Below are 14,033 nucleotides of genomic sequence, written 5' to 3'. Positions count from 1 at the left end.
ACGACGGGTGACCGGGGTGCTGGGCTGGACCGGTGTCCGATCCGAGCCACTGGTCCCCGCCCGGCCTCATCCCGCTCGCCCTCCCGCCGCGGCCCCCGGAACCGACTCGGCCCGGGTTCCCCTGGATCGCGTCGGCTGCGCCCGTCGTCGGTGCGACGGCGATCTGGGCGGTCACCGGATCGACGTTCGCGCTGCTGTTCGCCGTGCTCGGTCCACTGGTCGCGGTCGCCTCGATGCTCGACGGGCGCCGCCAGTCCCGTCGCGAACGCCGGCGGTCGGCAGGCGAGCGCCGAGCTGCCCTCGAACGGCTCCGACAGGAGATCGCGCTCCGACACGACCTCGAGCGCGAGGCGGCCTGGCGCCTGGCGCCCGGCGCCCGTCGCGTGATGGAGCGAGGCATCCCGGCGTGGCGGGCCACCGAGCCGGGGCCCGTGGTCCTCGGCGCCGCGACGCTGCCCAGTCGGGTGCGAATCGACGGCATGCCGTCCGATGACGACGACGCCGACCTGCTGCGGTCGGCGGGTCGGCTCGCCGAGGCGCCGCTGACCGCGGAGGTGGACGGCGGACTCGGCTTCACCGGTCCCCGGAGTCTCGCGCTCGCCGCGGCGCGGGCGGCGCTCGTGCAGTGCGCGGACGCCGTGCCCCCGGGCACGATCGCGATCGAGGCGCCCGGCACCGAGCCCTGGCAGTGGATCGCAGGCCTCCCGCACGTGACGGTGCCGGCTCGAGCTCGACTGCGGGTCATCGACGGCGCCGCTGCCGCCGTCAGTCGCGAGGCGGACGGCGACCGGGTGCACCTCATCGCGGTCGGCGCCACCCCCGATGAGCTTCCCCCGGGTCTCGCCACGGTCGTCGAGCTGAGGCACCGCGGACTCGCCGTGGTCGGACGCGGAGCGGCCATCCCCGTCGTCCCGGAACTCGCCGGCACCGTCGAAGCGCGAGCCTGGGTGGGACGAGCCGCCATCGCAGGTCGCCGGGCGGGCATGGACGGTGCGGCGGCGCTGCCGGCCCGGGTCGCGCTGTCCGAGCTCGACCTGGCTCCGGCAGCCGGTGATCGGTCGAGCCTGCGGGTTCCGGTCGGTGCGAGCGAGTCCGGCCCGCTCCACCTCGACCTCGCCACTGGACCGCACGCGCTCGTGGCCGGGACCTCGGGCAGTGGCAAGAGCGAGTTCCTGGTCACCTGGGTGGCGGCCCTCGCGGCCATCCACCCGCCCGACCGCGTGGCCTTCCTCCTCGTCGACTTCAAGGGCGGGGCGGCGTTCGACCCGGTCGCCGCGCTTCCGCACGTGACGGGTGTCGTGACCGACCTCGCCGAGTCGGAGGCCGGGCGGGCGGTGGCGAGCATCCGCGCCGAACTCCGGCATCGCGAGCACGTCCTGGCCTCCGTGGGTGCGCGCGACCTCGCGAGCCTGGGGCCCGACACAGTGCTCCCTCGCCTGGTCGTCGTCATCGACGAGTTCCAGGCCATGGTCGAGCGGTTCCCGGAGCTGGGGGCCGTGATCGCCGACGTCGCCGCGCGCGGCCGATCGCTCGGGGTGCACCTGATCCTCGCCTCGCAGCGCCCGAACGGCGTCGTGCGGGAGAACGTGACCGCCAACTGCGGGATCCGGGTCTCGCTGCGCGTGCTCCAGCGAGCCGACAGCACCGCGGTGGTGGGAACCGAGGCGGCCGCGTCGATCGAGGCGAGCACGCCGGGGCGAGGGATCGCGGATGCCGGTGACGGGCGCGTCGTCCGGTTCCAATCGGCGCTCGCCGATGACGCCGCGATCCGATCGGCCGCCGATCGCCACGCCGCGGTCGCCCTGCCGCGCCGCCCGTGGCTCGATCCGCTCCCACGCTCGCTCACGCTCGGCAGCGTCGGTGCCGTCCTCGGTCCGGAGCGTCCGGATCCCGATGCGATCCTGCTCGGCGTGGCCGACGAACCGGATCGTCAGCGCCGGGTTCCGATCGAGTGGCGTCCCGCGAGCGACGGACCGCTGGCCGTGCTCGGGGCGCCGGGCTCCGGTCGGACCGCACTGCTCGCAGCGATCGCCAACCAGGTCGCCGAACGGCGCGGTCCCGACGGGGTGCTCCGGATCGAGGGTCCCCGGAGCGCCGTGTGGGACGCGCTCGACGAGCTCGATCGTGCGCTCGCCGACGGTCGGCGCCTTCCCGCGCTCGTCGTGCTCGACGGCCTGGACTCGTGTTTCGCCGCGTGGCCCGACGAGGCGCGCTTCACCGGGATCGCCCGGGTCGAATCGATCCTGCGGGGCGTCCGCGACCTCCGGTCGGCCGTCGTCGTGTCGGCGGCCCGGCTCACGGGGCTCGGTGCCGGCGTGCGCGACGCCCTGGGATCGACCGTGCTCCTGCGGCACCCGACGCGTGCCGACCTCGTGCAGGCGGGCGGGGACGGGGCCCCCTGGGAACCCGACGCGGTGCCGGGCTCCGGGCAGTGGCACGGTCTCCGAGCCCAGTTCCTCGCCGCACCGCGGCCGCCGGCGGGGACGCCGCGCCCGCCGCTGCCCTACGAGCCGGCGCGGCATCCGTTGACGGCCGTCTGCTCGCGCACGCCGAGAGCGGACGCCGCCGCGATCGCCGCCGCATGTCCGGAGGCGGAGGTGGTGCTGCTGGGCGACGGTCCCGAGGCAGCCGCTCGTGCGACGGCCGTGCTGCAGCACGGGCCCGAGCCCGGATCGACGCGGATCGTGGTGGGCGACGCCGAGTCGTGGACGACGAACTGGGCCCTCGCGGCGCATGCGCGCGGTCGCGCCGCGATCGTCGTGCACGGCGGGACGGGGGAGTACCGCGCACTCGCCCGGGACGCCGCTCCGCCGCCGCTCCTCGACGACCACCGTCGGCAGTGCTGGGTGGTCCCGCCGGAGGCCCCGCCGGAGCGCCGATCTTGGATTCCGCGGCACGACTGATTCCGACGCTCTCGGCGCGATCGGGCACTGATTCCGTGCGTGACGACGCGAGAAATTAACGATTCGGACATCAACTCGTGATTTCCGCCACGCAGTGTGGCATCATCTTCGCACCCCTGCACGAACATCGAAGCCGATGAGGAGCCCCCGCGTGACCAGCCGACCCCTTCCCCAGGACCCAGTCGTCCGCGCTCTGATCGCCCAGGCCCGGCAGGCGCAGCTCACCCGTCGCACGCTGCTCGCGGGCGGCGCCGCCGGCGCGTCCGCGCTCGCGCTCGCCGCGTGCTCCACGGGCGGCGGCCAGGCTCGCCCCACCGCGGCCGCCGACCGCTCCGACAGCGACAAGACGCTCAACTGGGCCAACTGGGCCGCCTACATCGACGAGGACGATGCGGGCAACTACCCGACCCTCGACCGCTTCGAGGAGGAGACGGGGATCTCCGTCAACTACGAGGTCGCGGTCGACGACAACAACACGTACTACGGCAAGGTCAAGGACCAGCTCGCGCTCGGCCAGGACATCGGCGCCGACACCGTCTGCCTCACCGACTGGATGGTCTCGCGCTGGATCCGCCTCGGCTACACGCAGGAGCTCGACCACGACAACATCCCGAACATCGCGAACCTGACTCCGGCGCTGCAGAACCCCGACTTCGACGAGGGCCGGAAGCACTCGCTGCCGTGGCAGGGCGGGTTCGCGGGCATCTGCTGGAACACCGAGAAGGTGCCGGGCGGGCTCCGCGAGGTCCAGGACCTCTGGAGCGCCGACCTGAAGGGGCGCGTCGGCGTCCTCTCCGAGATGCGCGACACCATGGGCCTGATCATGCTGCAGAACGGCGTGGACATCTCGGGCGACTGGGGCGACGCCGAGTTCGAGGCGGCCATCGAGACCCTCGACGAGCAGGTCGCCAACGGGCAGATCCGCAACATCAAGGGCAACTCCTACCTGGAGGACCTGAAGAGCGAGGACACGCTCGCGGCGATCTGCTGGTCGGGCGACATCACCGTCCTGAACGCCGAGGCGGGCGACAAGTGGCAGTTCGCCATCCCCGATGCGGGCGGCACCCTCTGGAACGACAACTTCCTCATCCCCGTCGGCTCGCCCCGCAAGACGAACGCCGAGACGCTCATCAACTACTACTACGACCCCGCGGTCGCCGCCGAGGTCGCGGCATGGGTGAACTACATCACGCCCGTCGTGGGCGCGCAGGAGGCCGCAGCGGCCATCGACCCCGAACTCGCCGAGAACCAGCTCATCTTCCCGAACGAGGAGACCCTCTCCAACGCGTACATCTTCCGTGCGCTGTCGGGCGCCGAGGAGCAGAAGTACCAGGCGCAGTTCCAGCAGATCCTGCTGGGGTCGTGATGTCCGGTCGCGAGTTCGCCGAGCGCGGCGCCGACCTCGAGCTGGTCGGCATCCAGAAGCGCTTCCCGGGATTCACCGCCATCGAGGAGCTCGACCTCACGATCCCCGCCGGGTCCTTCTTCGCCCTGCTCGGTCCGTCCGGCTGCGGCAAGACGACGACCCTGCGGCTCGTCGCCGGGCTCGAGGAGCCCACGCAGGGCCGCATCCTGATCGGCGGCAGGGACGTCACCGACACCAAGGCGCACCAGCGCCCGGTGAACACGGTGTTCCAGAGCTACGCCCTGTTCCCGCACATGTCGATCATCGAGAACGTCGCGTTCGGGCTGAAGCGTCGCCGCATGGACGACCCGATGGGCAAGGCGCACGAGGCGCTGAAGCTGGTCGAGCTCGACCACCTCGCGCAGCGGCGTCCCGCCCAGCTCTCCGGCGGCCAGCAGCAGCGCGTCGCCCTCGCCCGTGCGATCGTCAACCGTCCCGCCCTGCTGCTGCTCGATGAGCCGCTCGGCGCGCTCGACCTGAAGCTGCGCCGGCAGATGCAGCTCGAGCTCAAGACGATCCAGGAGGAGGTCGGCCTGACCTTCCTCCACGTCACGCACGACCAGGAGGAGGCCATGACCATGGCCGACACCGTGGCCGTGATGAACAAGGGCGCGATCGAGCAGATGGGCGCGCCCGAGGAGCTCTACGAGCTGCCGCGCACCGCCTTCGTCGCGAACTTCCTCGGCAAGTCGAACCTCTTCACCGGCGACGTCGTGGGCACCACGAGCGAGGCGCTCTCGGTCGACGTCGCGGGGCACCGCATCACGGTGCCGGTCGCCCGGGCCCAACGCCACCAGGGTCTCGTGACCGTCGGCGTGCGACCCGAGAAGGTCGCGCTCCATCTCGAGGCGCCGGATGCCGCATCCACCCGGAACGTGCTCGGCCCGGGCCGGGTCATCGACGTCTCCTTCGCGGGCGTCAGCACGGAGTACATCGTCGCCGTCCCCGGCGCCGGCACGCTGTCGGTCTTCGCGCAGAACGTCGGGTTCGGTCCCGTCGCGCACGAGGGCGACGAGGTGTGGGTCAGCTGGCAGGTCGAGCACGGCTTCGGCCTCGCCGACGAGCCGGAGGAGTCCGACCGGTTCCCGGCCGACGACGACACCCGGTCGATCGCGGTGCAGCGGCGCGAGGCGCTCATCTCGGAGCTCGAGGGCAGCTGATCCATGGCCTTCGCAGCATTCGCGACGACGGAGGCGCAGCCGCAGGCACCCCGCAAGCGGAGCCGCATCGCGCTGCTCCTGCTCCTGCCCGGCATCCTCTACCTCGTCCTGTTCTTCCTCACGCCGCTGATCTCGCTACTGCTGACGTCGCTGCAGGCGCCGTCGGAGTTCGGCGACATCGGGATGTACGACTACGCGTTCAACTGGCAGAACTACGTCGACGTCGTCAACGCCTACTGGCCGCACATCCTGCGTTCGTTCGGCTACGCCCTCGCGGCGACGGTGCTCGCCCTGGTGATCAGCTACCCGATCGCCTACTTCATCGGCGTCAAGGCGCGGCGCCGCCCTCTGCTGCAGAGCCTGCTGCTCGTGCTCGTGATCGCTCCGTTCTTCATCAGCTTCCTGCTCCGCACGCTCGCGTGGAAGCAGATCCTGTCCGACGAGTCGATCATCATCACGTCGCTGAAGGCCCTCTCCCTGCTGGCGCCCGACGCGTACTTCACCGGCACGCCGTTCGCGGTCATCTTCGGCCTGACCTACAACTTCATCCCGTTCATGACGCTGCCGCTGTACACCACGCTCGAGCGACTCGACACCCGGTACCTCGAGGCGGGCAGCGACCTGTACGCGAACCCGGTCACCGTCTTCCGCAAGGTGACCATCCCGCTGTCGATGCCCGGCATCGTGGCCGGCACGCTGCTCACCTTCATCCCCGCAGCGGGCGACTACGTGAACGCCAGCCGCGACTTCCTCGGCGGGCCCGACACGCAGATGATGGGCAACGTCATCGAGGCGAACTTCCTCGTGCTGCTCAACTACCCGGCGGCCGCAGCGCTGTCGATCATCCTGATGGCGGCGATCCTCGTGCTCGTCGGCGTCTACGTGAAGCGATCCGGAACGGAGGACCTGCTGTGAGCGGCGAAGCACAGGCCGGGGCGGTCCTCGGCGGACTGGCCGGCAGCGAGGAACTCGAGCAGCGGCGACCGCCGCAGGCGCCGCGCCGCCGGCGCGTCGGACTCGGCGACTGGCTGCTGCCCGTCTACGTGACCATCGCGTTCGTGTTCCTGCTCATCCCGATCGCGTACACGTTCGTCTTCTCGTTCAACGACTCGATCAAGTCGAACATCTCGTGGCGCGGGTTCACCTTCGACAAGTGGCTGAACGTCTGCAACGTCGAGGGCGGGGCGGTCTGCGAGGCCTTCGGCAACAGCATCGTGATCGCGCTCGTCTCGACGGTCGCCGCGACGACGCTCGGCACGATGATCGCGATCGCGCTGGTCCGCTACCGGTTCCGGGCGCGCTCGGCCATCAGCCTCCTGCTGTTCCTGCCGATGGCGACGCCCGAGGTCGTGCTCGGCGCGGGGCTCGCCGCGCAGTTCCTCGCGGTCGGCGTGCCCAAGGACATGCTGACGATCATCCTGGCCCACACGATGTTCTGCATCAGCTTCGTGGTCGTGACGGTGAAGGCGCGCGTGGCGAGCCTCGACCCGGCGCTCGAGGAGGCGGGCCGCGACCTCTACGGCTCGCCGCGCGCGGTGTTCTGGCGCGTGACGTTCCCGCTGCTCGTGCCGGGGATCATGGCGGCGGCGCTGCTCGCGTTCGCCCTGAGCTTCGACGACTTCATCATCACGAACTTCAACTCGGGTTCGGTGACGACGTTCCCGAAGTACGTGTACATCTCCGCTTCGCGCGGGATCCCCGCCGAGGCGAACGTCATCGCGTCGGCGGTGTTCATCCTCGCGCTGGCGATCGTGGTCATCGCGCAGGTCTCCCGCGCCGCACGCGCCAAGCGATTGGCGAACGCCGCGGGCTGACCCGCCCCGACGCAGCGACGAGCGGATGCCGCGACCCGAGCAGGGCGCGGCATCCGCTCGGTCGTCCAGGCGTCGGCTGCGTGCGCGGGGTCCGGTTCGCCGGCGCCGACTCAGACCGTCGCGCGGATCCGGCCGACCACGGCGCCGCCGCCGAGGACCTCGAGGCCGAGGGCGGGCTCGGCCGCGTCGACGGCCGACGCCTCGAGCGCTCCCGCGGCGGCGAGCAGGCGCGCGGCGACGATCGCGAGGGCGCGCGGGGAGCCGTCGAGGATCTTGAGCGCGACCGTGGTGCCGTCGGGGGCGGTCATGACCTGGACGCCCTCGGCGCCGAACTTGGCGAAGACGCCGAGCCGCTCGATCGCGACGGTGTCGGTGCGGCCCGGGCCGGCGACGGCCCAGCCGTTGGCGCGCACCGCCTCGGTGAGCGCCGCCGCCTCGCGGAACAGCGCGAACGGCGAGGAGGTCGACGACGTGGTGATCTTCTGGATCCCACGGGCGAGGGCGGTGAGGCTGAGGGCGTGCACGGGCGCGCCGCAGCCGTCGATCACCGTGGCGGCGGGACGCTCGCCGGTGAGCCGCTCGACCACGTCGAGCACCCGCTTCTGCAGGGGGTGGTCGAGGTCGAGGTACCCGTCGAGGGGCCACTCGTTGGCGTGGCAGGCGAGCAGCATCGCGGCGTGCTTGCCCGAGCAGTTCATCGTGATCGACTCGGGCCGCAGCCCCTGCCGCACGAGCTCGTCGCGCGCCTCGCGGTCGGTGGGGTACTCGGCGGGGCAGCGGAGCGCGGACGCGGGCAGGGCGGCCCGCGCGAGCAGCGCGCGGACGAGCGCGACGTGGCGCGCGGTGCCGGTATGGCTCGCGGTCGCGATGGCCGCATCCTCACCGCGGAGGCTCACGCCCGAGGTCATCGCGGCGACGGCCTGGAACGGCTTCATGCTCGAGCGGGGGAGGATCGGCGTCCGCACATCGCCGAGCGTGCGGACCACCTCGCCGTCGGGCGCGAGCACGATCGCCGAGCCGACGTGGCGGGACTCGGCGAAGCCGCCCCGCTCGACCACGGCGAGCTCGACGGCATCGGAGGCGCGGAAGGTGCCCTCCACGTTCAGGCGAGGGTCGCGAACGCGTCGTCGAGCACGCCGAGCGCGTCGGCGATGAGCTCGTCGGTCATGCGCAGGCTCGGGAGGAAGCGGAGGACGTTGCCCCACGTGCCGGCGCTGAGGAACAGCACGCCCTGCTGGGCGGCGTGCGCGACGAGCGCCGACACCGCCCCGGGGTTCGGCTCCTTCGTCGTCTCGGCGGTGCCCGGCTTCACGAGCTCGATCGCGATCATCGCGCCGCGGCCGCGGATGTCGCCGATCACGTCGTACTTCTCGCGGAGCCGATCGAGCCCGGCGGTCAGGGTCGCCTCGATGCGGCGGCCCTCGGCGAGCAGGTCCTCCTGCTCGATCGCCTCGAAGACGGCGACCGCGGCGGCGCACGCCACCGGGTTGCCGCCGAAGGTGCCACCGAGCCCGCCGGGCTGCGACGCATCCATGATCTCGGCGCGACCGGTGACGGCGGCGAGCGGCATGCCCGCGGCGATGCCCTTCGCGGTGAGCACCAGGTCGGGCACCCAGCCGAAGTGCTCGGCGGCGTAGTAGCGGCCCGTCCGGGCCATGCCCGACTGGATCTCGTCGGCGATCATCACGACGCCGTTCGCCGTGCACCACTCCTGCAGCGCCGGGAGGAACCCGTCGGCGTAGACCATGAAGCCGCCCTCGCCCTGGATCGGCTCGACGACGAGGCAGGCCAGGTCGGTGGCGCCGACGACCTTCTCGAGGTAGCCGATGGTGCGCTCGGCCGCCTCCTCGCCCGAGAGCCCGTCGCGGAAGGGGTAGGAGCTCGGCGCGTGGTAGACGTCCCCCGCGAGCGGACCGAAGCCGGTCGCGTACGGCATGGCCTTGTAGTTCATGGCCATCGTGAGGTTCGTGCGGCCGTGGTAGGCGTGGTCGAGCACGGCCACGGCACGGCGGCCGGTGTGCTTGCGGGCGATCTTCACGCCGTTCTCGACCGCCTCGGCACCGGAGTTCACGAGCACCGTCTTCTTCGGGAAGTCGCCGGGGGTGTGCTCGGCGAGCAGCTCGGCGACGCGCACGTACTCCTCGTACGGCGTGATGGTGAAGAGCGTGTGCAGTACGTCGCGCGCCTGCCCGGTGATCGCCTCGACCACGTTGGCGGGCGTGTGGCCGGCGGTGGTCACGCCGATGCCGGCGCCGAAGTCGAGGAATCGGTTGCCGTCGACGTCGACGAGGATCGCGCCGTTCGCGCGCTCGATGTAGACGGGCAGCACGCTCGAGACGCCCGAGGACACGACCGCGGTGCGCCGGGCGTGGAGTTCCTGCGACTTCGGGCCGGGGATGGCGGTGACGACCCGTCGCTCCTGCGGCACGGCGGCGGCCTGCGCGCTCGACTCGGCGGGGAGGGACTCGACGGGGATCTGGGTGTCAGTCATGGTCGGACCAGCTTATCGCCGCGGACCCGACGGGCCGTCGGCGGGCTCGTGCAGAATCGACGACGAGGCGGCATCCGCTGCCGGGAGGAGGCCCCATGCTCGGCGAGCACCGGTACGCGATCGAACTCGAGTGGCAGGGCGACCGAGGCGAGGGCACGGCGTCGTATCGCGCCTACGGGCGGCAGCACGTGGTGCGCGCCGAGGGCAAGTTGCACGAGATCGCCGGCTCGAGCGACCGGGCGTTCCACGGCGACCGCGACCGCTGGAACCCCGAGGAGCTCGTGCTGGCGGCGCTCAGCCAGTGCCACATGCTCTCGTACCTCCACGTCGCGACCAATCATGGCGTGGTCGTCGTCGGGTACTCGGATGCCGCGACGGCGACGATGCAGGAGGACGGTCGGGGCGGCGGGCGCCTCGTCGAGGCCGTGCTGCGCCCCCGCGTCACCGTGGCGGATCCGTCCATGCGCGAGCTCGCCGACGCGCTGCACCACGAGGCGTCCGAGAAGTGCTTCATCGCCGCGTCGGTGAACTTCCCGGTCCGCCACGAGCCCGTCGCCGTCGTGCGCGGGGTCGACGACTGACCCGGCGGGTCAGCCGGCCGCGCGCGGATCGGCGTCCGGCACCGGGGGCACCGCCGGCGGGCAGGTGTAGCCGCCGACCAGCCGCGAGCAGGGCGGGAAGTACGCCGGGAGCCGCTCGGCCTGCGGGTCGCCGAACCAGCGGTGCCAGAGCCGCCAGAAGTTGAGGTTCCCGTACGCCGAGCAGTCGTCGCCGCCCGACGGGTCGGCGAGCACCGCCTCGTTCGGCTGGTACGGCGTGTAGTTGTAGAGGTTCGCGGTGGCCTGGTTGCGGATGCGGACGGTGCTCGACCCGCACGCGGCATCCGGGTGGTACCCGACCTCGACCGAACCCACCCGGTACTGCCGGTCGGGCTCGGCGGTGTACTGCCGGAACTGCCAGCCCGCCCGGTAGACCTGGTTGAAGAAGCCGAAGTAGCGGGCATCGCAGTCGGCGTCGTCGGGGCACGCGTAGCCGGTCGCGCGCTCGTAGCCGAACACGCTGGGACGGGTGAGCAGCGACTGCTCCTTCTGCAGGAGCACGAGCAGCACGCGCGGGCTCACGCCGCAGGCCTCCGCGACCGCGGCGATGATCCGGCTCGCGGGCACCGCGTCGCCGCCCTCGACGGCATCGCAGTGGCGGGGCCCGACGGCCGGCACCGGCGCGACCGGTTCGACGTGGTCGGCCAGGCACGGCACGTCGTCGACGGGGCGGCAGTCACGCGCCTCGAGGAACTCCTGGATCTCGCGCTCGTCCATCGCCCGGCCGTCGAAGAACGCGTCGTCGCTCACGATGAAGCCCGGGTCGAACGCGTCGGTCGAGGGGATGCGGCGCTCGGACGGCTCGTCGCCGCGGTCGAACCCGGGCTGCGGCGCGCACCCGGCGAGCACGAGGGCGACGGATGCCGCGATCGCGGCGATCCACGTGCGCACCCTCGTCCTCATCGGCACGACCCTAGCGAAGGGCGCTTCCCGAAGGCTGAACGCGCGATCAGACCCGCTCGCGCGGTGCGACGCGGTCGGCGAGGCGCGCGAGCGTGCCCTGCGGCGGGGCCTCGTTGTAGGCCTCGGCGAGATCCTGTCCGGTCAGGGCGTGGATGGCGGCCATGATCTCGTCCGTCGCGGCGCGGCGTGCGCGACCCGAGGTCGCCGCGCCGTGGCGGCTGACGTCGATCGGCGCGCCGAAGTGCACCTGCACCGGCCGCACGCGCGGCATCCGGGAACCCACGGGCTGGATCTCCTGCGTGCCGACGAGTCCCACCGGGACCACGCGGGCACCCGTGGTCAGGGCCAGCCAGGCCACCCCCGTCCGGCCGCGGTAGAGGCGCCCGTCGAGCGAGCGCGTGCCCTCCGGGTACAGCGCGAACGCGCTGCCGGACTCGAGGATCCGCCGCCCCTGGTCGAGCGCCGCCTGCGCCTGCGCGCCCGCGCCGCGCTCGACGCTCACGGCGCCGATCGCCGTGAAGAAGGTGCGAGACAGCCAGCCCTTCACGCCCGTGCCGGTGAAGTAGTGCGACTTGGCGAGGAACTGCACGGGGCGGGGTGCGGCGAGCGGGATCACCACGCTGTCGACGAAGGACAGGTGGTTGGAGGCGAGGATGACCGGTCCGGACTTCGGCACGAGCTCGGCGCCCGTGATGCGCGGCCGGTAGATGAGGCGGACGAGCGGGCGGAGGACGCCTCGGACGATGCCGTAGACGGGGCCCGGCTTCGACCGCGGGGCGGGAACGGCGTCGGCCTCGATCTCACTCACGGTCCGACGGTACGCCACGGCCCATGCGCGCAGCGGAATATCCCGCGGGCTCGGACGCATGCCGCAGGTGCGCCATCATTGGCGCATGGACCTCACCGAGCACGACGTCGTCGCCCTGGGCGACACGGGCGCCAGCGCCGTGGTCGTCGTCGGCGGTCGACGGGCTCCCGCCGTCGAGGCCGTGCTCCGCGCCCACCTGGCCGACTCGGCCGACGTGCCCGCGGACGACATCGAACTCGACCACGGCTGCGCGGAGTGCGGCGCACGGCACGGCAGCCCGACGGTGGTCTACCCCACGACCGCGGCCGGCGGGCGCTGGTACGCCGATGCCGGGATCGCCGGCAGCGTCGTGGTCGCGGCCGTCGGCACGCGGCATCCGCTCGGGGTGGGCCTCGAACCGGCGACCATCGCGTCGGCGCCGCTCGTCGACGAGGCCGCGCTGCACCCGGAGGAACGGGAGCGCCTCGCCGACCTCGATCCCGTGGCGCGCCCGCTCGTCCGCGCGCAGCTGTGGGCGCGGAAGTCGGCGCTGCTCCGGGCGGTCGGCCACGTGGGCGTCATCGAACCCGCGCTCCTCGCGGTCTCCGACCCGGTGCACGACGACGGGATCGGACGGATCACGCGCACCCTGCCGGAGTTCGGGTCGCGGTGGGATCGGGTGCGGTTGCACGACGTCGCCGTGCCGGGACGGGTCGCGGCATCCGTCGCCGTGCTGCCGCGCGACTGAGCGCACCCCCGGCCTAGAGTGGTCGCGTGCGCAGCGTCATCATCCTCGGGTCCACGGGTTCCATCGGCACGCAGGCGCTCGACGTCATCCGCGCGAACCCCAACCGCTTCGACGTGGTGGGGCTCGCCGTCGGCTCCAACCGCGCCGAGCTCGAGCGCCAGGCCGAGGAGTTCGGCGTGGAGCACACCGCGGTCGGCGTCGAGGAGGCCGTGCAGCTCGTGCGCAGCGTCGACGCCGACGTCGTGCTGAACGGCATCACCGGATCGGTGGGCCTCGGCCCGACGATCGCGACCCTCGAGCGCGGTATGACGCTCGCCCTGGCGAACAAGGAGTCGCTCATCGTCGGCGGCGACCTGGTGACGCGGCTCGCCGCGCCCGGGCAGATCGTGCCCGTGGACTCGGAGCACTCCGCCATCGCGCAGGCGCTGCGCTCGGGCACCGACCACGAGGTGCGCCGGCTCGTGCTCACGGCGTCGGGTGGACCCTTCCGCGGGAGGACGCGGGACGAGCTCGGCGACGTGACGCCCGCCGACGCGCTCGCGCACCCCACGTGGGACATGGGGCTCGTCGTGACGACCAACTCGGCCACGCTCGTGAACAAGGGCCTCGAGGTCATCGAGGCGCACCTGCTCTTCGACGTCGACTACGATCGCATCGACGTGGTCGTGCACCCGCAGTCGATCGTGCACTCGATGGTCGAGTTCATCGACGGCTCGACGATCGCGCAGGCGTCGCCGCCCGACATGCGGCTGCCGATCTCCCTCGGCCTCGACTGGCCGCACCGCGTCGCGGCCGCCGGGCGTCCGCTCGACTGGACCACGGCGCAGCAGTGGACGTTCGAGCCGCTCGACGAGGCGGCGTTCCCGGCCGTGCGGCTCGCCAAGCAGGTGGGCCGGGCGGGAGGCGAGTACCCGGCCGTCTTCAACGCCGCCAACGAGCAGGCCGTCGCGGCCTTCCACGACGGGCGCATCGGCTTCACCGACATCGTCGACACCGTCGGCGACGTGGTCGAGTCGCACGAGGCGTCCTCGGGCGAGCTCAGCGTCGACGCGCTCGCCGAGGCCGAGCGCACCGCGCGACGGCAGGCCGACCTGCGCATCGCGCGGCGCTGATCGCGTCCCGTCGCGGGTCGTCGGCGCGACCACGCGACCGGTGCCCGCCCGAGGCATCCGCTCACAGCGCACGGACAGCGCGCACCGAGCCGCCGGCCCTACGATGACGGG

At 72.5% G+C, this 14,033-nt stretch carries 12 protein-coding genes; 8 read left to right on the top strand and 4 right to left on the bottom strand.

Going from position 1 to position 14,033, the window contains the following annotated elements; translation table 11 throughout:
- Positions 1-32 precede the first annotated feature (32 nt).
- The 5 genes from AVP42_RS05945 to AVP42_RS05925 all read left to right on the top strand — a co-directional run bounded on the left by AVP42_RS05945 (position 33) and on the right by AVP42_RS05925 (position 7,282).
- A complete protein-coding gene (locus AVP42_RS05945) occupies positions 33-2,903 on the top strand; it encodes an FtsK/SpoIIIE domain-containing protein (protein ID WP_067947068.1) in 2,871 nt (956 codons plus the stop codon).
- 136 nt (positions 2,904-3,039) lie between these two features.
- Positions 3,040-4,269 (top strand): PotD/PotF family extracellular solute-binding protein, encoded by a 1,230-nt coding sequence (locus tag AVP42_RS05940; protein ID WP_067947066.1) that lies wholly within the window; start codon positions 3,040-3,042, stop codon positions 4,267-4,269.
- The gene (locus AVP42_RS05935) at positions 4,269-5,468 is read left to right on the top strand and encodes an ABC transporter ATP-binding protein (RefSeq protein WP_067947065.1); all 1,200 of its coding nucleotides are present in this window, start codon (positions 4,269-4,271) and stop codon (positions 5,466-5,468) included. Before AVP42_RS05940 ends, AVP42_RS05935 begins: the two co-directional genes overlap by 1 nt.
- Before the next feature lie 3 nt (positions 5,469-5,471).
- On the top strand, positions 5,472-6,383 hold the full coding sequence (locus AVP42_RS05930; RefSeq protein WP_067947063.1) for an ABC transporter permease: 912 nt from the start codon (positions 5,472-5,474) through the stop codon (positions 6,381-6,383).
- A gap of 113 nt (positions 6,384-6,496) precedes the next feature.
- Positions 6,497-7,282, top strand: coding sequence for an ABC transporter permease (locus tag AVP42_RS05925; protein WP_231878557.1), 786 nt, complete (start codon positions 6,497-6,499; stop codon positions 7,280-7,282).
- 110 nt (positions 7,283-7,392) lie between these two features.
- Here AVP42_RS05925 and AVP42_RS05920 read toward each other — a convergent pair whose 3' ends face one another.
- Together AVP42_RS05920 and gabT are read right to left on the bottom strand one after the other, a co-directional pair.
- Positions 7,393-8,382, bottom strand: a complete 990-nt coding sequence (locus tag AVP42_RS05920; protein WP_157356746.1) for an asparaginase — start codon at positions 8,380-8,382, stop codon at positions 7,393-7,395.
- Positions 8,383-8,384: 2 nt separating this feature from the next.
- Positions 8,385-9,773, bottom strand: coding sequence for a 4-aminobutyrate--2-oxoglutarate transaminase (gene gabT / locus AVP42_RS05915; protein ID WP_067947062.1), 1,389 nt, complete (start codon positions 9,771-9,773; stop codon positions 8,385-8,387).
- A gap of 95 nt (positions 9,774-9,868) precedes the next feature.
- Between gabT and AVP42_RS05910 the strand changes: the two genes are divergently transcribed.
- Positions 9,869-10,354: an OsmC family protein gene (locus tag AVP42_RS05910; RefSeq protein ID WP_067947060.1), complete on the top strand. Its 486-nt coding sequence runs from the start codon at positions 9,869-9,871 to the stop codon at positions 10,352-10,354.
- A 9-nt stretch (positions 10,355-10,363) separates the two neighbouring features.
- Here the strand turns inward: AVP42_RS05910 and AVP42_RS05905 are convergent, their stop codons facing one another.
- Both AVP42_RS05905 and AVP42_RS05900 read right to left on the bottom strand, forming a co-directional pair.
- Complete coding sequence (locus AVP42_RS05905; RefSeq protein WP_067947058.1) at positions 10,364-11,275, bottom strand: hypothetical protein; 912 nt, start codon at positions 11,273-11,275, stop codon at positions 10,364-10,366.
- 46 nt (positions 11,276-11,321) lie between these two features.
- On the bottom strand, positions 11,322-12,083 hold the full coding sequence (locus AVP42_RS05900) for a lysophospholipid acyltransferase family protein (RefSeq protein ID WP_067947152.1): 762 nt from the start codon (positions 12,081-12,083) through the stop codon (positions 11,322-11,324).
- 85 nt (positions 12,084-12,168) lie between these two features.
- On the opposite strand from AVP42_RS05900, the gene AVP42_RS05895 reads away from it, so the two are divergent.
- Positions 12,169-12,810 (top strand): hypothetical protein, encoded by a 642-nt coding sequence (locus tag AVP42_RS05895; RefSeq protein ID WP_067947056.1) that lies wholly within the window; start codon positions 12,169-12,171, stop codon positions 12,808-12,810.
- Between the two features lie 26 nt (positions 12,811-12,836).
- Positions 12,837-13,922 carry a 1-deoxy-D-xylulose-5-phosphate reductoisomerase gene (gene dxr / locus AVP42_RS05890; RefSeq protein ID WP_067947054.1) on the top strand — a complete coding sequence of 362 codons (1,086 nt, stop codon included), beginning with the start codon at positions 12,837-12,839 and terminating at the stop codon, positions 13,920-13,922.
- The last annotated feature ends 111 nt before the right edge of the window (positions 13,923-14,033 follow it).

Origin of the sequence: Agromyces sp. NDB4Y10 (assembly GCF_001620055.1) — a bacterium.
GTDB classification, from domain to species: Bacteria; Actinomycetota; Actinomycetes; order Actinomycetales; family Microbacteriaceae; genus Agromyces; species Agromyces indicus.
Note: the sequence above shows the minus strand (reverse complement) of the source record. Positions and strands in the feature narration are given on the sequence as shown.

Coding starts and splice junctions, on each gene's coding strand:
- AVP42_RS05940 (WP_067947066.1), top strand. CDS start 3,040: ATGAGGAGCCCCCGCGTGACCAGCCGACCCCTTCCCCAGGACCCAGTC.
- AVP42_RS05935 (WP_067947065.1), top strand. CDS start 4,269: ATGTCCGGTCGCGAGTTCGCCGAGCGCGGCGCCGACCTCGAGCTGGTC.
- AVP42_RS05930 (WP_067947063.1), top strand. CDS start 5,472: ATGGCCTTCGCAGCATTCGCGACGACGGAGGCGCAGCCGCAGGCACCC.
- gabT (WP_067947062.1), bottom strand. CDS start 9,773: ATGACTGACACCCAGATCCCCGTCGAGTCCCTCCCCGCCGAGTCGAGC.
- AVP42_RS05910 (WP_067947060.1), top strand. CDS start 9,869: ATGCTCGGCGAGCACCGGTACGCGATCGAACTCGAGTGGCAGGGCGAC.
- AVP42_RS05905 (WP_067947058.1), bottom strand. CDS start 11,275: ATGAGGACGAGGGTGCGCACGTGGATCGCCGCGATCGCGGCATCCGTC.
- AVP42_RS05895 (WP_067947056.1), top strand. CDS start 12,169: ATGGACCTCACCGAGCACGACGTCGTCGCCCTGGGCGACACGGGCGCC.